A 22680-nucleotide genomic window follows, 5' to 3' on the forward strand; every position below is an offset into this window, starting at 1 on the left:
GCACTTACGATGCCCCTGCTCATAGCCTGCTTCATTCAGAAAGTCACTATTGATAACAATTCCTTACTTAACGCAAGCCATTCAAATGTACAAAAATTGTACGACTAATATTGGCATGCCTTCGGGCTACGTCAAGAAATTCCTGCTCATTATGAAGATCACCACTTTTGTCATCTTCCTGGCAATTATGCAGGCAAGCGGAGCGGTTTTTTCTCAGAAGATCACGTTTGAGAAAAAAAATGCCACGCTCAAGGAGGTATTCGGTGAGATCAACAAACAAACCGGATACAATATATTTTGGTCGCCGAAAAAGGTGAAAGATGCCCCCCGGCTGAATGTGAGCTTTCACGAAACCCCTGTAGAGGATGTGCTGAAAGTTTGCCTTCGCAACCTGCCGCTGACGTATGCCATCGAGGGCAGCAATGTCATTATCAAAGAAATTACATCCACCAACGCCTATAATGCCGACGCCGACCCTGTCGACATTATCATCAAGGGCAACGTCAAGGACGAGACCGGCGAGGGGATACCGGGTGTAAGTGTCCTGTTGAAAGGCACCACGAGTGGTACTACGTCCGACCGCGACGGAAATTATCAGATCACTGTGCCGTCGGCCGGGGAGGGGATATTGGTGTATTCGTTCCTGGGGTATAAAACAGTGGAAGAGACGATCAACGGGCGTACGGTGATCGATGTGCAACTGGAAGTAGACGTGGCCAGCCTGGAAGAGGTGGTGGTCGTGGCCTTCGGTACACAAAAGAAAGCGAGTATGGTGAGCTCGATCGAGACGGTCAATCCGGCAGAAATGAAGGTGCCTTCCAGTAACCTGACGACGGCGCTGGCCGGCCGCGTGTCGGGGGTGATTGCCTACCAACGCAGCGGCGAGCCGGGGGCTGATAACGCCGACTTCTTTATTCGCGGGGTGACGACTTTCGGGTATAAAAAAGATCCGTTGATCCTGATCGATGGTATCGAGACGACGACAACCGAACTGGCGCGTTTGCACGTAGACGACATCGCGGCATTCTCGATCCTGAAGGATGCGACGGCTACGGCGTTGTATGGTGCGCGTGGTGCCAACGGCGTGATCCAGGTGACGACCAAACGGGGTAGCGATGGTCCGGCGACGATCTCCTTCCGTTTCGAGAATTCTTTTTCGTCTAATACGCAGAATATCGAGCTGGCCGATCCCATTACGTATATGGAGCTGGCCAACGAGGCGGTGCTGACGCGTAACCCGCTGGCGCCGTCGTTATACTCGCGCGAGAAGATCGAAGGTACACGTGCCGGGTTGAACCCGTATTTATATCCGTCTACAGACTGGCGTGGCATGCTGGTGAAGAAGGTGGTGAGTAACCAGCGCTATAATCTCAACGTGAGCGGTGGCGGCGCCATTGCCCGGTATTATGTGTCGGGTGTGTTCTATCAGGACAATGGTAACCTGAACGTCGACAAGCGGTCGAACTTCAATAACAATATCAATTTGAAGTCGTACCAGATGCGGAGCAACATCAGCATCAACCTGACCAAGAAGACCGAGCTTATAACGCGTTTGTCGGGTAGCTTCGATGACTACCGCGGTCCGTTGGACGGTGGTGCCGATGCGTATAAAAAGATTATGCGGTCCAACCCCGTGATGTTCCCGGCGTTTTACCCCGCGTCGTTCCTGCCCAATACCAACCACGTGCTGTTCGGCAACGCTACCCGTGCCGGCGCCAACGAGGGCGCGAGCTATATCAACCCATACGCCGAGCTGGTGAAAGGGTATAAGGACTACGCCAAGTCACTGATCGATGCGCAGTTTGAATTGAAGCAGGACCTGTCGTTTGTGCTTCCGGGCCTGGCGGCGAGCGGTATCTTCAATACATCGCGGTATTCGTACTTCGACGTAAACCGCTATTACAATCCGTACTTCTATAACATCGCCACGTACAACCCGGAGTCGGAAGAATATAGCCTGGCGTTGCTGAACGCCAATGGCAATCCTACGGAATATCTGAATTACAACGAGCTGAGCAAAGACATCAACTCGACCACCTACCTGCAGGGTAACATTATCTATAACGCCAAGTTTGACGATCACGATGTGAGCGGCCTGCTGGTATTTCAACGCCGGCAGCAGCTGCTGGCCAACCAGGGCAGTCTGCAAAAGTCACTGCCGTATCGCAACCAGGGTGTGTCGGGTCGCTTTACGTATGGCTACCAGGATCGCCTGCTGGCGGAGTTTACGTTCGGCTATAATGGCTCGGAGCGTTTTTACAAAGACCAGCGCTATGGGTTCTTCCCGGCGGTGGGGGCAGGCTGGGTGATCTCGAACGAGCAATTCTTTAAGGGCGTCGAGCACATCGTGCAAAATCTGAAGTTGAAGGCGACGTACGGACTGGTGGGTAACGACGCCATCGGCGACGCCAACGACCGCTTCTTTTACCTGTCGAACGTAAACCTGAACGACGGCGGTCGGTCCTATACCTTTGGCGAAAACCTGAACCAGACCAAGAACGGTGTGAGTATCAGCCGGTATGACAACCGGGACATTTCGTGGGAGACGGCCCGTAAGCTGAACCTGGGGATCGAGCTGGGGATCTTCAACGACTTCGACATCTTCATCGATTACTTCACGGAGCACCGGTCTAACATTTTGATGGATCGCGCATCGATCCCTGCCAGCGTAGGCTTAGCAGCAACCGTTCGCGCGAATGTGGGCGAGGCCCGCGGAAGCGGTGTCGACATGTCGCTCGACTACAACCGTTCCTTTTCGAGCGGCGCGTGGTTAAAGGCACGCGGAAACTTTACCTATGCGCACAGCGAGTTTTTGAAGTATGAAGAGCCGCAATACAACGAAGCCTATCGCTATCACAAAGGACAGCCGATCAACCAGATCTACGGACTGGTAGCCGAGCGGTTGTTTGTGGACGAGACCGAAGTGAACAATTCACCCAAGCAGAATTTTGGCGAGTATCATGCCGGTGACATCAAGTACCGCGACATGAATGGCGACGACCAGATTACCGATGCCGACCAGGTGCCGATCGGGCATCCGTGGTTGCCGGAGATCGTGTATGGCTTCGGTTTCTCGTTCGGGTTTAAAGGCATCGACTTCTCGGCGTTTTTCCAGGGTTCGGCCCGCTCATCTTTCTGGCTCGACGCGTCGAATACCTCACCGTTCCAGAACGATATACCGCTGCTGAAAGAGTATGCGGACAGTCACTGGTCGGAAGAAGATCGCAATCTATATGCCGTGTGGCCGCGTCTGAGCACGAACTACAATGGCAACAACTTTTCCCGCTACAGCACCTGGTTTATGCGCAACGGCGCGTTCCTGCGCGTGAAGACCATCGAGATGGGCTATACGCTGACGCCGGCGCAAAGTAAGAAGCTGGGTATGTCGTCGGCACGCATTTATGTGAGTGGTAACAACTTATTCTTGTTAAGCGGCTTTGACATGTGGGATATTGAGATGGGGGGCAATGGCCTGGGCTATCCCATTCAGAAAGTATTCAACCTGGGCGCGCAGATCAAATTCTAACACCTCTAAACATGAAGAACATTTTACGCTATAGCATTCTGTTCATGTCGCTGACGGTGTCGTTGAGCGCCTGCGATTACCTCGACCTGGTGCCCGACAACGTGGCGACACTGGACCATGCCTTTGCCAACCGGCTGGAGGCGGAAAAGTATTTATATACCTGCTACTCGTACCTGCCCGGTCAGAACAGCGGCTTTGGCAGCATTGGCCTGATGGGCGCCGACGAGCTGTGGACATACCACCCGCAGAACGGCTCGAACAACTACCCGGCGCTGGAGATCGCCAAAGGCAACCAGAATATAAACGAGCCCTACATGAACTGCTGGGACGGAAACAACGGCGGGCAGCCGATCTACAGGGCCATCCGCGATTGCAACATTTTCCTGGAAAACGTCAGCAACCCGGCGAAGGTCAACGATCTGGACCCGGCGATGCGGCGGCGTTGGATCGGTGAGGCACAATTTCTGAAAGCCTATTACCACTTCTACCTCTTCCGCATGTACGGTCCGATCGTGCTGTTGCCGAAGAACCACCCGGTGACGAGCTCGACGGATGAGTTCCGCGACAAGCGTGCGCCGGTGGACGAAGTGGTGACCTATATTTCTGCGCTGCTGGATACAGCGGCCACCAACCTGCCTGACGCGATCCTGAATCGCTCGACCGAGCTGGGCCGGGTGACGCGTCCTGCTGCGCTGATGCTGAAAGCCAAGCTGTGGGTGACAGCAGCCAGCCCGTTATTCAACGGCAACCCCGACTATGCCAACTTTGTGGATCATGACGGAGTGCACCTGTTTAATTCTACTGTAGAGCAGGTGAAATGGGACTCGGCGGTGGCGGCCTGCGAAGTGGCAATCGAAGCTGCGCACGAGACCGGTGCACGGTTGTATACTTTCTCGACGTTTGCCAAGCTGAGCGATACGACGATTATACAAATGGGCATCCGGGGTGCGGTAAGCGAGCGGTGGAATTCCGAATTGATCTGGGGGCTTTCCGGTCGCGCGGCGACCGATCTGCAGAAGGACTGCATGGCCCGCATCGATCAGCAGTTTCCGCTGAACATCTGGGGGGCGAAAGACCTGATCAACCCGACGCTCAATATCTCGCACCTCTTCTATTCGGATAACGGGGTGCCTATGGAAGAAGACAAGAATTTCAATTATTCCGGGCGCTATTCGCTACGTTCTGCAGGGGCTGACGAGCGGTATAATTTGATCGAAGGCTATCAGACGGCGTCTATTCAATTCAACCGTGAGAACCGTTACTATGCCGACCTGGCGTTCGACGGTTCGGTATGGTATATGCAAAACAGCCCAAGCCAATCGGACAAGGGTACCTGGACGGTGCGGGCGAAGAAAGGCCAACCGCAGTCGCGCATTGGCGCGAATAACTACTCGTCTACAGGACTGTGGACCAAAAAGCTGGTGAACTGGAAGCTGGTGATCACGCAGACAGATGCCACGGTGGAGGGTTTCCCCTGGCCCGAGCTGCGTTTGGCCGATCTATACTTACTGTATGCCGAGGCGCTGAACGAAGTGGGCCGTGGCGCGGAGGCGTTGTCGTGGATCGACCAGATTCGCGAACGCGCCGGCCTGGAGGGTGTGGCGGATTCGTGGACGAGCTATTCGATCCAGCCGGCGAAGTTTTCATCGCAGGCAGGGTTGCGCGAGATTATTCAGCGTGAGCGTGCCATCGAGCTGATGTTCGAAGGCAGCCGGTTCTGGGACCTGAGGCGATGGAAGACGGCTGGTGATGAGCTCAACACGGGCATCTTCGGGTGGAATATCGAACAGGAAAATGCGTCGGCGTACTACCATCCGCGCCTGCTGTATAGCCAGCATTTTGTCGCACCGCGCGACTACCTGTTCCCGCTGAAGCAAAATGACCTGGTGGTAAATCCCAAGCTGGTGCAAAACCCGGGTTGGTAATAAAATCAATGTTCCTTTAAATCTGCATTCAAATGAACAGTATAAAATTTATCGCGGTATGCTGCCTGCTGGCAGTTGTCGCCGGCGGGTGTGACACGGACCAGCTCAGCGCTATTGAAACGGATAAGTCGGCGCCCGGGCCAATCAAAAATGTTGAGGCAGAGCCCCTGGCTGGTGCGGCCCGCCTGACGTATTCGTTACCGTCCGACCCCGACCTGCTTTACGTGCAGGCAATCTATAAAAACAAGGCCGGGCGCGACATGGAGTTTAAGAGCTCATATTATACCAATACGTTGGTCATAGACGGGTTTGCCGACACGTTGGCGCACGCGGTAGACTTGTATGCCGTTGACCGCAGCGGTAACCGGTCAACGCCCGTTACCATCCAGGTAACGCCGAGGACGCCGCCGGTGCTAACCACCTTTCATACACTGTTGGTAGAGCCTGATTTCGGTGGGGCTACGATATCGTTCATCAATGCAACCAAGGCTGACCTGGCGATCATTGTGACGACGCCCGACTCGACGGGTAATATGGCCGTGGCACGTACTTTCTATACGTCGCGTGATACGTCGCGTTTCTCTGTGCGTGGGTATGAATCGGTGTCGCGTCAGTTCGGCGTCTTTGTACGAGACCGGTGGGGCAATGAGTCCGATGTATTGTTGCAGGAGTTGATTCCAGTCTACGAAATTCAGCTTGATAAAACCAAGTTCCGGGAGATTTCCCTGCCGGGTGATGCCAGAACAAATGAGTGGGGTGGTTCGATGCCCTATGTGTGGGACGGTCGTGTCACGGGTGACGTGAGCGGATTTGGACTGCATACGGGCAACGCCAGCACAGGCGTGCCGAAGATTATCACATTCGACCTGGGGGTAGAAGCGCAGTTGAGTCGTTTCAGTCTGCAGGCGGTACAAGACGATCGCCACTGGTATAACGACGTGTCGCCCAAGCGTTATGAAGTGTGGGGAACGACGAATTATAACCCTGACGGCTCGCTGGACGGTTGGACGAAGCTCCTTTCCATTACGAACATCAAGCCGTCGGGATTACCCATAGGTCTGTTTACCGACGATGACCGCACGGCGGGCCGGATCGGCGACGAAGCGAATGTGCCCAGCGACATGCCACGTGTGCGGTATATCCGCATCCGGTGCCTCGAGAACTGGTCGGGTAATACCAATATGGTGTTTTCGGAAGTTACCTTCTGGGGCAACGATCAGTAGTTTTAGTTTGGAAACTTTGAATAGTACTATCATGAAGAATCTGAAAGGGATATTTGTCGTTGCCCTGATGGTGGCCGCGGTTGTGGCATGCACCGACATGGATGATTATCTGAAATATACCGGCGGAAAAGACCTGATCTATACCGGCAAGGTGGACTCGGCGCATGCACGTGCCGGTCGTGACCGTGTGGTGATTACGGGGCTGTTGATTTCCGATCCGAAAATTGTAAAGTTGAAGGTATACTGGAACACCCGGCAAGACTCGTTGATCCGGGATATCGAGCGGAGCGCCGGTGTGGATAGTCTGGCCATTCCGATCGCATTGCCCGAGGGGCGCTATAACTTCGAGCTGATTACGTACGATGCCGCGGGTAATTCGTCGGTGACGGTGTTTTCCTCCGGGTCGTCGTATGGGACGACGTACCAGGAGTCGCTGATCAACCGGCCGATCAGGGCGGTAGAGGTAACGGGTATCAACAAGGTGCGCATTCAGATGTATAACAGCGATGAGACGGCGGCATTTACAGAGGTTACCTATCTAAATATAGATGACGAACGGAAAGTGGTGCGTGTCAGGGCAGATCTGGATTCTGCCATCCTGCCGGATATTAAATTGCCATCGACGATTACCTACCAAACCTACTATCTGCCGGAAGTACTGGCGGTCGATACGTTCAAGGCGGTGGCGGAGCTGTTTGATCCGAAGAATATTACCCGGGCATATTTTAACAATCCAGGTAAGCCTTTTAAACGCGGCGATTCCGGTACGGGTAAATGGGGTACGCCCAGCGGCTGGTTGTTCAACGCGGCGGCTACCAATCAGAACGGTGGCCAGGGTGGCGGCTGGTCAACAGACGATGGCGGTGTCATCCACTTTGAAACGCAGGATTGGGGTGGTGCCGGTGTGAACAACGGTAAAGTATGGCAGACCTTTACGCTGCCGGCGGGTAAGTATATCATGTCTTTTGAGTCGGGTAACCTCGGCGGTGATTCCTACGATGTATACGAAGTTGTGGCGGAAGGCACCGAGCTGCCGGATATCGACAATATCGGCACGCCGCTGGCGGTCTTTCACGGTACACCGGGTGGCAGCCTGAATGGTACGCACGACCTGGAGTTTACGCTGGACGAACCTACGACTGTTTCCATTGGCTGGGTGGTTAGTACCGGTCAGTATGTATACCTGCAATTCAGAAGCGTGCGATTGGTCGTTGCGCCGGAATAATAGTACAACCAAATCGAATAACTCCTACACCGGCGGCAACTGACGCCGGTGTTCTCTTCCACCGTTCCAATCATCCCAATACCCATTAGAAACTATTTACTCATAGACTTTAATTCCTGGAATGAAGACTGTTTTTTTTGCTGCGACCTGTATTCTTACGACACTGACCTTTTGTAGCTATGCCCAGACCAACGCGGGCAAGCCGCTGTATAAAGACAAAACGGCACCGGTGCCCGCGCGGGTAGAAGACCTGCTGGAGCGCATGACATTAAAAGAAAAGATATTACAACTGCAAAACCGTGGCAGCGGCCGCGCCGACGAGATCGACCGGATCTTCCACGGCGAGAGCTGGGGCTGTACCCACGAGATGGGTATGCGCGCCGTTGATTGCGCCAAGATGTACCAGAAGCTGCAGCAGTATATGGCTACGAAAACCCGGCTGGGTATTCCCATCATTACGGCGGCGGAAGGTATTGAAGGCATTTTGCAGAACGAGTGTACCATCTTCCCGCACGCTTTGGCACAGGGCAGTACGTTTAATCCTGCGTTGGTACGCCGCATGACGGAGGCCGCGGGGGAGGAGGCCAAGGTGATTGGTATTCACCAGATCTTGTCGCCGGTGCTCGACATTGCGCGCGAGCTGCGCTGGGGGCGGATCGAAGAGACCTACGGTGAAGATCCGTACCTGATCGGCGAGATGGCCACTGCGTTTGTGAGTGGTTATCAGAAACATAATATTACGTGTACGCCGAAGCATTTCCTGGCGCACGGCTCGCCGTCGGGTGGGTTGAACTGTGCTAACGTGAGTGGGGGTGAGCGCGAGCTGCGCAGCCTGTATCTGTATCCGTTCAAGCGCGTGATTGCGGCGACACAGCCGTGGTCGGTGATGTCGTGCTATAGCGCCTACGATGGTCTGGCCGTGACGGGGTCGGCGTATTATATGACGGATATTCTGCGCGGGGAGCTCGGCTTTAAAGGCTATGTGTATTCCGACTGGGGCTCGGTAGACCGGTTGCAGACATTCCACCATCAGGCGGCTACGCAGGAAGAGGCGGCGAAGATTGCGCTGACGGCGGGTGTTGATCTGAACATCGATGGTGCCTACACCAAGCTGGAGGCGCTGGTACAAAGTGGCCAGCTGGAGATGCGTTATATCGACCAGGCTGTACGTCGGGTGTTGACGACCAAGTTTTCGCTTGGCTTGTTTGATGCGCCGTACGGTGATTCGACGAGGGTGGCCAAGGTCGTGCGCAGTGCCGATAAGGTGGCCCTGTCGAAAGAGGTAGCTGACGAAAGCGCCGTATTGTTGAAGAATAGCAATAACATTTTGCCGTTGGACCTGACGAAGTATAAAACCATCGCGGTGGTGGGGCCAAACAGCAACCAGACAGTGTTTGGCGATTATTCCTGGACGGGGCCGGATACCAAAGAAGGTGTTACATTGCTGAAAGGGCTGCAAGACGTTGTGGGAAATAGGGTTACGTTGCGTCATGTAGAGGGTTGTGATTGGTGGAGCCAGGATCGATCGCGTATTCCCGATGCGGTGAAGGCTGCGCAGGGCAGTGATCTGGTGATCGTCGCTATCGGCACACGCAGCACATACCTGGGCCGTAGTGCGAAAAACTCAACGGCGGGTGAAGGTTTTGATATTTCTTCGTTGGAGTTGCCGGGTGTACAGGAAGAGCTGCTGAAGGCAGTGAAGGCTACGGGCAAGCCCATGGTTGTGGTGTTTATTTCGGGTAAGCCTTTGGCGATGCCGTGGGTGAAGGATAATGCTGACGCTGTGGTGGCGCAGTGGTATGGTGGTGAGATGCAGGGACGGTCGATGGCCGACATTTTGACGGGGCGTGTAAATCCGTCGGGTAAGCTGAATGTGTCGTTCCCGCGCAGTACGGGTAATACGCCCTGCTTTTATAATCATTATGTGACGGATCGCGAGAGCCCGTTTGATCAGCCGGGTTCGCTGAACGAGCCGCATGGCCATTATATCTTCGATACGCCCGAGCCGTTATGGAACTTTGGCTATGGGTTGAGCTATTCCGACTTTAAATACCGCCGCTGTGTCTCGCGCGACTCGCTGCTGGCGCCGACGGATACCATCAAGATCGATGTCGAGTTGGAGAACACCGGCACGCGCGATGGTAAGGAAGTGGTGCAGCTGTATGTGCGCGACAAGGTAAGCTCGGTGGCGACGCCGGTGCAACAATTAAAAGCCTTTCAGAAAGTATTGGTCAAAGCCGGCAAACGTGTAACGGTTACGCTGCAAGTGCCGGTGTCTGCGCTGGGGTTGTATAACGACCGTATGCGTTACGTAGTAGAGCCAGGCGAGTTCGATATTCAAATCGGCGGTGCCTCTGACCAAATTCATTTTCATAAAACGATTCTAGTTCATTAAAAGTAGTGTTTCGGGAGTGGCTGCCGGGTGCTTTCGGGTAATTGTTATCTGGCGCCGCTCCCCTTTTTTAATCTTATCATAAACATGTATATACAACGGTTTCTTTATAAGGTCGTGTGCCTTGGGGTTTTGTGTGTTGGCGTGGCGGGTATCGCATTTGGCCAACATACCAGAGTGGATCTAAAGAGCTCGGCGCAGCAGGTGTGGCGGGTGAAGTCGCAACGCGAGGTCGGAATGGATCTTCGCGGACTCTTTGAGAATTTTAAAGCAGATGGATGGGTGACGGCCGTGGTGCCGGGCACGGTGTATACGGCGTATGTCGCCGCGGGTCTGGAGAAAGACCCCAACTATGCCGACAACATCTGGAAGGCGGACAAAGCAAAGTTCGATCAGCCGTATTGGTATGTGACGCAGTTCGCAGTACCGGCATCGTTGAAAGGCGAGATTCTGTGGTTGAATTTAGAGGGTATCAACCGCCAGGGTGAGATTTATCTCAACGGCGAGAAGCTGGGCGCGCTGGATGGTTTTATGCAGCGTGGTAAATATGACATTACCCGGATCGTCCGTGCCTCGGGCGCCAATACCTTGGCCGTGCTGGTATCGCCGCCGCGGCATCCCATGGCGAATGCGGCGTCGCCCACGTATGTTTCCAGCGGTGGCTGGGACTGGATGCCCTATATACCGGGCTTGAATGCAGGCATTACGGACGACGTGTTCCTGAGCTCTTCGGGTGCGCTGACGATTCAGGATCCGTGGATCCGGACGCAGTTGCCGACGAATGCTACGGCGTTTCTGTCGGTAGCGCTGGATGTGAGGAACAATACCGATGTGCAGCGTACGGCCGTCGTGAGAGGTGTGATCAATCCGGGTAATATTGTCTTTGAAGAAAAAATTAACATAGGGGCTAATAGCACGACGCAGGTAAAGCTTGACAAGCGGCACTTCTCCCAACTGGTTGTGCACAATCCGAAGCTGTGGTGGCCTAACGGTTATGGTGATCCCAATCTGTATACCTGCGTGTTTAACGTGGTAGAGAACGATAGAACTTCGGATACAAAACAGATGAAGTTTGGTATTAAGCAATACAGCTATGATACACTCGGACAGGTGTTGCATATTTCCATCAACGGCACACGCGTGTTTGTGAAGGGTGGGAACTGGAGCATGTCGGAGTACATGCTGCGGTGTCGTGGTGAGGAGTATGATACAAAGGTGCGCCTGCACCGGGAGATGAATTTTAATATGATCCGTAATTGGATCGGTTCGACGACCGACGAGGAGTTTTATGAAGCGTGCGACAAGTACGGCATTATGGTGTGGGATGACTTTTGGTTGAATTCCAATCCCAGCCTGCCGCGTGACGTGAGCAACTTCAATGCGAATGCGATTGAGAAGATTGTACGGTTCCGGAATCACCCATCTATTGCCGTGTGGTGTGCCGACAATGAAGGCTGGCCGGAAGCACCGCTGAATAAGTGGCTGGAGGAAGATGTACGTGCTTTTGATGGCGGTGACCGGTATTACCAGGCAAACTCGCACGCCGACAACCTGTCGGGTAGCGGCCCGTGGGCCAACCGTGATCCACGGTATTATTTTACGGAGAATCCTACAGGCCTGGGTGGAAACGATGGGTGGGGTTTTCGTACTGAGCTGGGGAGCGCAATATTTACGAATGTGGAGAGCTTTAAGAAGTTTATACCCAAGGAGCATTGGTGGCCACGCAACGATATGTGGGAAAAGCACTTCTTCGGCAACTGGGCGTTTAACGCCGATGCGGATGGTTATGACCGCAGCATCGAGACACGCTATGGCAAGCCATCGAATATAGAAGAGTATTGTCGACGGGCGCAGCTGGTAAATATCGAAACCAATAAGGCGATGTACGAAGGGTGGCAGGATCGTATTTGGAACGATGCGTCCGGTCTTATGACCTGGACGAGCAACGCCGGCTTGCCGACATTTATCTGGCAGACGTATGATTATTACTATGACCTCACGGGCGCGTATTGGGGTATTAGAAGTGCGTGCGAGCCGGTGCATATTCAATGGAATCCGGTGAGTGATGCGGTGAAGGTGGTGAATACTACCCGCAAGGACGTGGAAGGGCTGACGGCGGAAGCGATGATTTATAACCTCGATGGTAAGGTCGTTGATAAGTATACGCTTTCACAAAAGGTGGATGCTTTGTCAAATGCTGCTGCGTATTGCTTCGCCTTGCCGTTTGGTGGCGAGCGGGGTGACCTGGCAAAAGGAAGGCCTGTGGTGGCTTCTTCGACGGAGACCGGCCGCGGTGAGGCGATTACCGATGGGGATGAGAATACGCGCTGGGCGAGTGCGGCGCGGGATCATGAGTGGGTATATGTTGACCTTGGAAATAAGGAGCCGATCAGTGGTGTGCGGGTGAAGTGGGAGACGGCGTATGCGAAAGTATATAAGATTCAGGTGTCGGACGATGCTTCGAGCTGGAAAGATGCGGCTACGGTAAATTATGGTAAGGAAGGCGTGCAAGATGTGGCTTTTGCGGATGATGCCGAGGCACGCTATGTGCGGGTGTACGGCGTGGAGCGGGGGAGTGGTTGGGGTTATTCGCTGTATGACTTGAAAGTATATGGTGGTGCGCCGAAGAACAACGGATTGACGCCCGTACATTTTATTAAGCTGCGCTTGAAGGATAAGACGGGTAAGGTTGTGTCGGAGAACTTCTACTGGCGCGGAAATAAGCGCAAGGACTTTACAGCGTTGAATTCGTTGAAGCCGGTGGACCTGAAGGTTGTATCGAGTGCGGAGAAGGTGAACGGGAAACAGGTGGTGAAGGCGCAGATCGTGAATGGGAAGACGGGCGTGGCGTTTGCTGTGCGCGTGCAGGTGTTGAACGCGCGGACGGGTGAACAGGTGCTACCGGCGTTTATTAGTGACGGGTATTTTACGTTGATGCCGGGGGAGAGTAGGAATGTGGAAGTGGAGTTTGACGCGGCGCTGGTGAGCAATGATGGGTTTAAGGTGGTGGCGGAGCCGTATAATAGCGTGAGGTGAGATTCGTTACTAGCGCAACTTTAATGTAAAGGGGAAGGTATAAGGCCTTCCTCTTTTTTTATAGTCCATGGTTAAGAGATAGTTGCGCGACGGTCGCGCTGGAGTGATAGTAAATATTGTTACGAATTGCCTTTACCCCGAAATGGGTTTTGAGAGCTACTCAGAAGCATATGGAGGCTGAGAACGAGTGTCATTATAAAAGAAAGTTCCTAAAGAGCGTTTTGAAGGTCATTTGTTTTTTTTTTTAGCTTTTCGAATCTTTTAGTTTTACAATACGTTTGTGTATTCTAGACGCAAATTAATTGCGTTATTAATTTTATTTAACCCAATTTCAATGAAACTCATTAAATACTGTAAAACAGAACACAATCTTCTAAAAACATGTACCACTCTTAGGCTTGGAACACTAACCGATTTTCGGGAAAACTATACGGGTGAAGATGATTTTATCAATGATGCAATGGAAGGTAGAGGATCTACGGTTGATAAAAGCGGCAATATTTATATTAATGGTTTTATAGTCCCTAACTGTTATATTTTTTGCGTCTCAACTAAGACTGTTGATGTAAGCGTTGAAAAAGATTTCGATCCGAACTACAACGACTACTACGTGATCGACAATATTCGTCACTTTGGAAACGCGATAGCATTCTTGCTCTATCATCAGCTACTGCCAACCGATCTCGAAGAGACAGAAGTTACGAAGAAATTCACAGCCGCTGACTTTCAACAGCTTAGTATTAAAGAATTTGCAAGTCAAATTACTTATTCAGAAAGTAAGCCTACTTCGGATAATGCAATTGCATCTGCAATATTTTATAAACCCGAAAAGTACAAAGTGCAATATGAATATAGATACGCATTCATAGTCGAGCACGCTGCGCACGGTTATATTCCTGTTAAAAAGCCCGGTAAAATCATTGAGACTAGTCTCGTGAAAAATTTGATTACAGGCAATATTGATACCTCGCTCAAATGGGTAATAAAGAATAATCTAGTTGTTAACCCTAGATAGTAATGTGATTGCTCGAATGCGAATTAGTACAAGAAAGGCTTGCGCTTTCCCTTGATTTCTTTTCGTGACGAAAGTTTACTAGGAAATAACCTCGTCGAAAGTCTTGGGATAGCTTTCTGCATAGAGGTTTTTATACTCTTTGACAAAATGGTCGTACCACGTTTTGGCCAGGGAGTATTTTCCTTTTTTATTCAGGACGGAGCATTTAATGACCAGGGCTTCCTGGTTGATGCTGTCGTAGTGGAAGATGGTGTCGGCGATCTCTAGCAATACCCGGTCGTCTTTGGAGACGTCGAGGGTTTGGGAGTATTCCAGGAGCATGTCGATGACGCGGTTGGAGATGTCGGACTTGAAGCTGTCGAGCCAGTCGGTTTGGATGTTGGGGAGAAGGTTGCCGCGTTTTACGAAGCGGAGTAGGGTTTCGGCGGTTGGGGCCGTGAGCGGAGCTTCGGTCGATAATATGCGCGATACGATGTGGTAGTCGCAGAGGACGTTTTCGCCGAGGGCGAGCTGGAGGTAGGCGTGGTTGTTTTCGATGGTGATGTCGCCGATCTCTTCCAGTAAGCCGCGGAGCTTTTTGATGTTTACGTTACGGTTGTTGCGGGCGCTCATGTCGCCTTTGTCGGGCCAGAGATACTCTTGCAATGTCGTCGTAGAGATGCCTTTTTCGAATTTTATGGAGTGGATCAGGATGAGCACGAACAGTTCTTTAATTGTCATCGTGAACTTGCCGGTGATGTCGTGGCCCTGTTTGTCGAATACCTGGAAGCCGCCGAAGAGGTAAATGGAGGCAATGTTCTTTTCGGATTCGTGGGCGTGGCGTGTTATGTCGTGGAGTATGGCGGCGGCTTCGGTGTGCGGAGCGGCACCGTTGGTTGTCGGTGTGACGGCCAGGTCTTTCTTTTTGCGGCGGGCGAAGATGATGACGCCCAGCGTGATGAGCGTGCCGGTGATAAGTATAAAGCTAGCGATGCTGTAGTAGGATGCGCGTGTGATGCCCGGCGTTGTATCCTGGAATACGTCGGTGGTGCTGAGGGGCGGGTAGTTGATGGTGTAGAGGTTGATCTTGTACTGGTCAATCTCTTTGTGTGACGTTACGGCTACCAGCTGGCGTGTAGCCTTGGAGAGGAACAGGTCACAGAAGGAGTGCTCGTCGTGGAATTGGAAGGGAATCGAGTCGGCTAATACCTGCCACTCGGGATTGGACAATGAGTACTTCCGCAGCTTGATGTAGTTTTCGTATTTGTTTTTGGGGAAGCTGAGGACGTAGAAGCAGCTGTCTTCTTCGTTTACCACCAGGGAGTTCGAGAAGACAATGTCTTCTTCGCCCGGGGCAGACTTCTGTTCCCAGAGCTTGCGGATGGCGTGGGTTTTCAGATCGAATGCGTAGAGATCATAAAAGCTTTGGGGCGACAGCTCTTGTTTGCCGCTTTCGCTGCCGTAACCGCCAAAGATCAGCGCTTTGTCTTTTGATGCCATGCGGCCGAGGGCGCCCAGGTAACGCGGTGGGATGCTGCCTTGTGTTTTTACTTCGGTCCATGCGTGTGACGTGGAGTCGTAGCGCATGAACTTGTTTTTATAGTTGAAGTGACCATAGCCGCCAAAGGTATAGACGGAACGATCAACCGGGTTGTAGAATTTATTGTTGTGCCAGTAGTTTGGCAGGTTGTAGGTTGTGTCGCCGTTCTGCCAGCGTTGGTGCTCGAAGTCGTAAGCCGAGAGGACGTTGGTGTAGAGGTCGTAGTTGACAAGAGCGTGGGTCTCGTCAATGTATAATAACTGGTTGGCATCGGTGTAGACGGGCTTTCCCTGGTGGATGCGGGTGTGGTGCATTTTGCCGTCGGACAGGTGATAGGTATATACATGGTTCTTGTCCGTGGCGTATACCGTGCCGGTGGCGCTATTGAAGGCGACGGACGGGTAGCGCGCGATGACGAACTGTTGGGCGTGTACCCAGGTGGTGTGTTTGTCTATGAGCCATGTTGGATTTTTGGTAATGGCGACGTAGGTGTTGGTGTTGTCGTATACTTCGCCGATGCCATGGCGCCGTAAGTCCCATTGGATGGTTTTGTCGTTGACACGCTGGATGGCAACGTGACGGATGATCATGGGGGGTACGTCGGATGTATTAAAGCGGCCGAAGTCGTTGGCGCCAAAGAAGAAACGGAAGGTGCGCAGGCTGGAAAAGGGAAGCTCCTGTGTTTTGGTTTTGCCGGCCCACGACACGATCAGTTTTTTATTGCGTGTTTCGAATTTGATGGTGACGGGTGTCCATTGGAGTGGACGCAAGCCGATGTCCTGGTGGTCGTAGTGTATCTGCGGTGGGTTGTTGTTGATGATGAGGTTGAGGTCGTGGAAGTCGTCGTGTTCGGGACTCGACACGAGGTCTATATTAATAGAGTCGTTGGCAATGATGCGCAGCACGTAGCCGTAGGCGTCGATCAGGCGTTTGAATGAAAGGTCGAAACGAATCTCGAAGTCTTCTTTGATGGTGAAGGGATCTTCGGGTGTGAGGGAGAGCGAGGTGCGTTGGTCTTTGGTGACTTCGTGTGAGGCGAACGACAGGCCATAATCCGGAGCCGGCGTGTTGGTTTGTGTCCGGCCCTGCAGGGCCAGGAACAAGGTCAGCACGCCAATGATCAGAATCCGTACGGATGCCCGTGTCGCAACTAAGTTTCTCCCACACATAAAATTTACAATAGGGACAATTTACTCAAAAAACGTCATAATTAGAATTAAAAAACGTTTGCACCGCGTGTTAAGTAGATATTAATCCGTTTTTAAGCGTACGCGGATATTTTCGAGCATTGCTTATTTGCAACCAGCCTATGAAGATGTTTTCGGTTTTAGGGCTCCTTATTATAGTAGGAGCGATCGGTGTACGCGCGCAACCACCGCGGAAGTCACGCGCTCTTGTTTCTCACAAAGTCGATTTGGTAGACCCATTCATCGGTACGGGTGGCCATGGCCATACGTTCCCGGGCGCGACGGTGCCGTACGGTATGGTCCAGCTCAGTCCCGACACCCGTTTGAACGGCTGGGACGCCTGCTCCGGCTATCACAGTTCCGACCAGGCCATTCTCGGTTTTTCGCATACGCACCTGAGCGGTACGGGCATCGGCGACTATGGCGATATTTTGTTTATGCCGACCACGGGTGTGCAGCCGCTGACGCAAGGCACTGCCGAGACGCCCGACGCGGGATACTGTTCGGCTAAAGTACCGGGCACCGAGCGCGCGTCGCCGGGATATTACACGGTGACACTCAAAGACTATAATGTAAAAGCCGAGCTGACGGCCACGACCCGTGCGGGCATGCATCGCTATACTTTTCCGGCAGGCAGCGACGCGGGCTTAATTGTAGATGTTGGACATACGTTGCAAAGCCACCAGAACGTGGTCAATGAAATCGAAGTCATAAACGATCACGAGCTGCGCGGCCGCAAGGTGACGAAGGGCTGGGCGCGGGATCAGCATATATATTTCCATGTGGTATTTTCCGAGCCGTTTACGTACACGTTGGCCGTCAACCAGGAATTGCTGGATGCGACTGCGCGTACTACCAACAAGACCGGAGCGAAAGCGCTGCTGAAGTTTAAGACCGGCGCCGGCAAAGCGGTGTTGGCGAAGGTGGGTATTTCCGGGGTAGACTATGATGGCGCACGCAACAACGTTACGCGCGAGATTGCCGGCTGGGATTTCGCGGCGGTACAAACCGCGGCGGCGGCGGCCTGGGAGGAGTGGCTCGGCAAGATCGAGATCACGGGTGGCACTCCCGACCAGCAGAAAATCTTTTACACGGCGATGTATCACACGGCGATCAGCCCTAACGTTTATACGGACATCGACGGCCGTTACCGCGGTATGGATAAGCGCACGCATGCTGCCAATGGCTCGGATAATTATACTGTTTTTTCACTGTGGGATACTTTTCGTGCGTTTCACCCGCTGATGACGATCATCAATCCGGGGCGCAACGAAGCGTGGATTCGCGCGATGGTGCGGAAGTATGAGGAGCGGGGCGTGCTGCCGATGTGGGAGCTGTCGTCCAACGAGACGGGTACGATGATTGGTTATCACTCGGTGCCGGTGATTGTCGACTCTTACTTTAAGGGCTATCGCAATTTTGATGTGGAGAAGGCTTACCAGGCGATTGTACATTCTTCGACCTATGATACAGTGAATGTGTCGTTCCCCGACGAGGAGATCAAACGGAACCTGATGCCGAAGGCGAAGTATTATAACCAGACACTGGGTTTTATTCCGTGCGACAAGGAAAACGAGTCAGTATCAAAGGCATTGGAATATGCTTACAACGACTGGTGTATTGCGCAGATGGCGAAGGCATTGGGCAAGACGGCGGACTATGAGAAATTCAGCGCGCGGTCGAAGCGGTATCAACTCTACTTTGATAAGAGCACGGGGTTTATGCGTGGTAAGAAGGCGGACGGTACGTGGAAGACACCGTTTGACCCTCGATTCTCAAATCACCGCGAGGATGAATATGTGGAAGGCAATGCGTACCAATGGTCATGGTTTGTGCCGCATGATGTCGACGGGTTGGTTACGCTGCACGGCGGTAAGGCTGCCTTTGCTACACGACTGGACAGTTTGTTTGCGGCCAAATCGGATCTCGCCGGTCAAAATGTGTCGGCGGATATTTCGGGGTTGATCGGCCAGTATGCGCACGGCAATGAACCGAGTCATCATATTGCGTATTTGTACAACTACATAGGCCAACCTTGGAAGACGCAGGCGTTGGTGGATCAGATTTTAACGACTCTTTATTTTAATGATCAGAATGGTTTGTCGGGCAATGAAGATTGTGGGCAGATGTCGGCCTGGTACATTTTGAGCAGCCTGGGTTTTTACCAGGTGAGCCCGGGCAACCCGACGTATACGTTGGGGCGGCCCTTGTTTGAAGAAGTCACGGTACACCTGGACGGCGGCAAGAAGTTTGTCATCAAGGCGCCGCACAACACGGCCCAGACTAAGTATGTGCAACAGGCGAAGCTGAATGGTAAGGTTTTGAGCACGCCGTTTTTTGCACATGCCGATTTGGCGAAAGGAGGAATACTGGAATTTACGATGTCTGCGCAACCGCGCGGAAAATAAGCGCGTGCCTCTCGGGTCCTACTGCTCGGATGTTTGCTGCTGTTTTTAGGGGACCTGTTGTGGGTCCCCTTTTTAATCAGCGTGAGAGCGGGAGCGGAAGCGGATGATTTTGTATGATTTAAATTATAAAATGTATTGAGATGAAACTACTGAAGATTTTAGCCTTACTGATTTTTCCGTTGATGGTGTTGGCTTGCAGCTCGAACGATGATCCCGGGCCTGCCGACCCGGAGGACTCTACCAATGTAGACCCGAATGTGCTGTACCCGTCGTATACAAAGCTGGTGATGGCGGGGTATCAGGGGTGGTTTGCGGCCGAAGGAGACGAGTCGAACCGCGGTTGGTATCACTACCAGAAGAATGGCTGTGGGTTTTTTCCCGGATGCACAAACATAGACCTGTGGCCCGACGTGCGCGAGTATGCCAAGACGTATGAAACTGATTTTAACTATCCCGACGGTTCCAGCGCACATGTCTATAGTCCGTACGATGAGTCTACGGTAGACCTGCACTTTAAGTGGATGAAGGAGTATGGCCTGGACGGTGTGCACATGCAGCGCTTTGTAGGGGAGATCAAGCCGTCCAACGCGAGCGGTAAGCGCCACTTCAACAAGGTGCTGGAGAATGCGCTGAAGGCCGCGAAGAAATACGAGCGTGCGATCAGTGTGATGTACGACCTCAGCGGCAGCTCGCCGGCGGATGTCGCGTACCTGTACGACGACTGGGAAGAGCTACAGGAATTATTCAACCTGCAGGACAGCAAAGAGAACCCGACGTACTTGCACCACCGTGGGAAGCCGCTGGTGGTGATTTGGGGTGTGGGCTTCAACGACAACCGTGCTTACACTACCGCCGATGTTACGGCATTGGTGGACAAGCTCAAGGCGACGGGCAAAGTATCGATCATGCTGGGTGTGCCGTATTACTGGCGTACCAATGGTAACGATACCGAAAAAGATGCGGCGCTGCATGCGCTGATCAAGAAGGCCGACATCATTATGCCATGGGCTGTAGGGCGCTACGACATCGGGGGCTATAATCCGAACAATGTGGGCGAAGATGTTAAGTGGTGCAGAGCAAACGGCGTAGACTATGTGCCGCTGGTATTCCCGGGCTTCAGTTGGGGGAACATGCACAACGATGCAAGCCTGTATAATTCTATCCCTCGTTTACAGGGTGACTTCCTGTGGCGCCAGATCTGGGGCGCCAAGCTCCAGGGAGCGACGTCGCTGTATGTCGCCATGTTTGACGAGGTCGACGAAGGTACGGCGATCTTCAAGGTGAACAACGAAGGCCACGTGCCGCTGAACGGCGACACGGGGTTGAAGTTTGTGGGCATCGAAGACAAGCTCGGCACCGACTATTACCTATGGCTGGTAGGCGAGGGCGCACGCTGGTTCCACGGGGAGAATGGCTATACTATTGCAAAACCCACCCGAAAATAACCGTTTATGAAAGCAAGCCTGATTCAAGCGATCGTGTTTGGGGTGCTGCTCCTGCCGGCCGGTATGCACGCGCAGGATATGCCCGGCAACCCTTTTATTAAGCAGATGTTTACCGCGGACCCGTCGGCGCACGTGTGGAGCGATGGCCGCCTGTACGTGTACCCCTCCCGTGACATCGCGCCCCCGCGCGGCGCCGACCTGATGGACCAGTACCATGTTTTCTCGACCGACAACATGGTAGACTGGGTCGACCACGGCGAGATTCTGCGTGCGAGCCAGGTGCCGTGGGGCCGGCCGGAAGGTGGCTTTATGTGGGCACCCGACTGTGCCTATAAAAACGGCACCTATTACTTGTACTTTCCGCATCCGAGTGGTACGGAATGGAACACGACCTGGAAGATCGGTATCGCGACGAGTAGTCAGCCGGCCAGCGGCTTTACCGTGCAAGGGTACATCGAAGGGCTGCAATCGCATATCGACCCGTGTGTCTTTATCGACGACGATGGCCAGGTGTATTTCTACTATGGTGGCGGCGGTGTATGCCAGGGGGGCAAGTTAAAATCCAACATGACCGAGCTCGACGGCACGATGCAGCCCATGCAAGGCCTGGAGGATTTCCACGAGGCTACGTGGGTACACAAGCGAAACGGTGTGTATTACCTGTCGTATGCGGATAACAACGACGACGGTACGAGACACAATCGCATGCGGTATGCGACGAGCAGCAGCCCACTGGGCCCGTGGACGTACCGTGGCGTCTATATCGATCCGACCGACAGTTATACGAACCACGGATCTATTGTGGAGTATAAAGGACAGTGGTATGCGTTCTATCACAACAGCGCGTTGTCGGGGAATGACTGGCTGCGTTCGATCTGTGTCGATAAGTTGTTTTACTATGCCGATGGTACGATTCAGAAGGTGATTCAGACCAAGGGGCATGGTACACCGTACCAGGGCACGCCCTGGCCGATACCGGGCAAGATCGAAGCCGAGGACTTTGACGACGGCGGACCGGCGGTTGCGTATAGCGACAGCGATACGCTTAACAACGGTGGTCAATATCGCCTGGACGAGTTTGTCGATATCGAGCACTGCGGCGAGGGCGGCTACAATGTAGGCTGGCTGGGCGGCAGTGAGTGGCTGGAGTATACCGTGAACGTAGCAGAGGCGGGTACGTACGCTGTTGAGCTACGCGTGGCTTCGCAAAATGCGACGGGTAGCTCGATTCGCGTAGAGTTCGACGGCGAAGACAAGACCGGCAAGATTACCGTGCCCAATACGAGCAATTGGCAGCAGTATGCTACGGTGAGCAAGGATGTGGTGTTAACGGCGGGCCAACACATGATGCGGGTGCTGATGGGCGACGGTGCCTTTAATTTCAACTATACAAATATAAAAAGGAAAGAGACGAGCGTGGTCATGGGAACAAGTCCTGGAGAGGGTGAGTCATTGACCGTGTATCCCAATCCCGTCAAGGGCACGCTGACCGTGGAGTGCCATGGGATGCTGGGGAGGAAAAATGTGTTGAAGCTTTACGATCTTACGGGTAAGCTGGTGAAGGAGCAAGGGTTTACTACGCCGCGTATGGAGTTGAATATTGAAGGGTATAAACCGGGTGTGTATCAGTTGAAGATGCAGTCGGATACAGGGGATATTAGCCGTAAGATTGTTATTCAATGAAGTAAGAACCTGGGGCCTATAGAGCGACGTAGGCTACGACGTTGCCTCGTCGGCAGTCTGAAGACTGCCATTAGACCAGGTCCAAGTCGCCCTCCC

General features: G+C 53.0%; 11 protein-coding genes. 10 read left to right on the top strand and 1 reads right to left on the bottom strand.

Going from position 1 to position 22680, the window contains the following annotated elements; genetic code table 11:
- Nucleotides 1-85 precede the first annotated feature (85 nt).
- From KK062_RS05275 to KK062_RS05305, 7 genes are all read left to right on the top strand, one after another.
- The gene (locus KK062_RS05275; protein ID WP_254083212.1) at nt 86-3526 is read left to right on the top strand and encodes a SusC/RagA family TonB-linked outer membrane protein; all 3441 of its coding nucleotides are present in this window, start codon (nt 86-88) and stop codon (nt 3524-3526) included.
- 11 nt (nt 3527-3537) lie between these two features.
- Complete coding sequence (locus tag KK062_RS05280) at nt 3538-5451, top strand: RagB/SusD family nutrient uptake outer membrane protein (RefSeq protein WP_254083213.1); 1914 nt, start codon at nt 3538-3540, stop codon at nt 5449-5451.
- Between the two features lie 32 nt (nt 5452-5483).
- Nucleotides 5484-6674: a DUF5000 domain-containing lipoprotein gene (locus tag KK062_RS05285; RefSeq protein ID WP_254083214.1), complete on the top strand. Its 1191-nt coding sequence runs from the start codon at nt 5484-5486 to the stop codon at nt 6672-6674.
- A 31-nt stretch (nt 6675-6705) separates the two neighbouring features.
- Entirely contained in the window at nt 6706-7899 is a 1194-nt protein-coding gene (locus KK062_RS05290) for a DUF4998 domain-containing protein (RefSeq protein ID WP_254083215.1), read from the top strand.
- 121 nt (nt 7900-8020) lie between these two features.
- Entirely contained in the window at nt 8021-10294 is a 2274-nt protein-coding gene (locus KK062_RS05295) for a glycoside hydrolase family 3 N-terminal domain-containing protein (protein WP_254083216.1), read from the top strand.
- Nucleotides 10295-10468: 174 nt separating this feature from the next.
- Nucleotides 10469-13327, top strand: a complete 2859-nt coding sequence (locus tag KK062_RS05300; RefSeq protein WP_254083217.1) for a discoidin domain-containing protein — start codon at nt 10469-10471, stop codon at nt 13325-13327.
- A gap of 334 nt (nt 13328-13661) precedes the next feature.
- Nucleotides 13662-14342, top strand: coding sequence for a hypothetical protein (locus KK062_RS05305; RefSeq protein ID WP_254083218.1), 681 nt, complete (start codon nt 13662-13664; stop codon nt 14340-14342).
- A 78-nt stretch (nt 14343-14420) separates the two neighbouring features.
- Here KK062_RS05305 and KK062_RS05310 read toward each other — a convergent pair whose 3' ends face one another.
- Entirely contained in the window at nt 14421-17030 is a 2610-nt protein-coding gene (locus tag KK062_RS05310; RefSeq protein ID WP_254083219.1) for a Kelch repeat-containing protein, read from the bottom strand.
- A gap of 140 nt (nt 17031-17170) precedes the next feature.
- On the opposite strand from KK062_RS05310, the gene KK062_RS05315 reads away from it, so the two are divergent.
- The 3 genes from KK062_RS05315 (at nt 17171) to KK062_RS05325 (ending at nt 22584) form a co-directional block, all read left to right on the top strand.
- Nucleotides 17171-19456, top strand: a complete 2286-nt coding sequence (locus KK062_RS05315) for a GH92 family glycosyl hydrolase (RefSeq protein ID WP_254083220.1) — start codon at nt 17171-17173, stop codon at nt 19454-19456.
- A 140-nt stretch (nt 19457-19596) separates the two neighbouring features.
- Nucleotides 19597-20901: a glycoside hydrolase family 99 protein gene (locus tag KK062_RS05320; RefSeq protein WP_254083221.1), complete on the top strand. Its 1305-nt coding sequence runs from the start codon at nt 19597-19599 to the stop codon at nt 20899-20901.
- Between the two features lie 6 nt (nt 20902-20907).
- Complete coding sequence (locus KK062_RS05325; RefSeq protein ID WP_254083222.1) at nt 20908-22584, top strand: family 43 glycosylhydrolase; 1677 nt, start codon at nt 20908-20910, stop codon at nt 22582-22584.
- Nucleotides 22585-22680: the final 96 nt, after the last annotated feature.

This window comes from Dawidia cretensis (assembly GCF_018598175.1).
In the GTDB taxonomy this organism is placed as follows: domain Bacteria; phylum Bacteroidota; class Bacteroidia; order Cytophagales; family Cyclobacteriaceae; genus Ohtaekwangia; species Ohtaekwangia cretensis.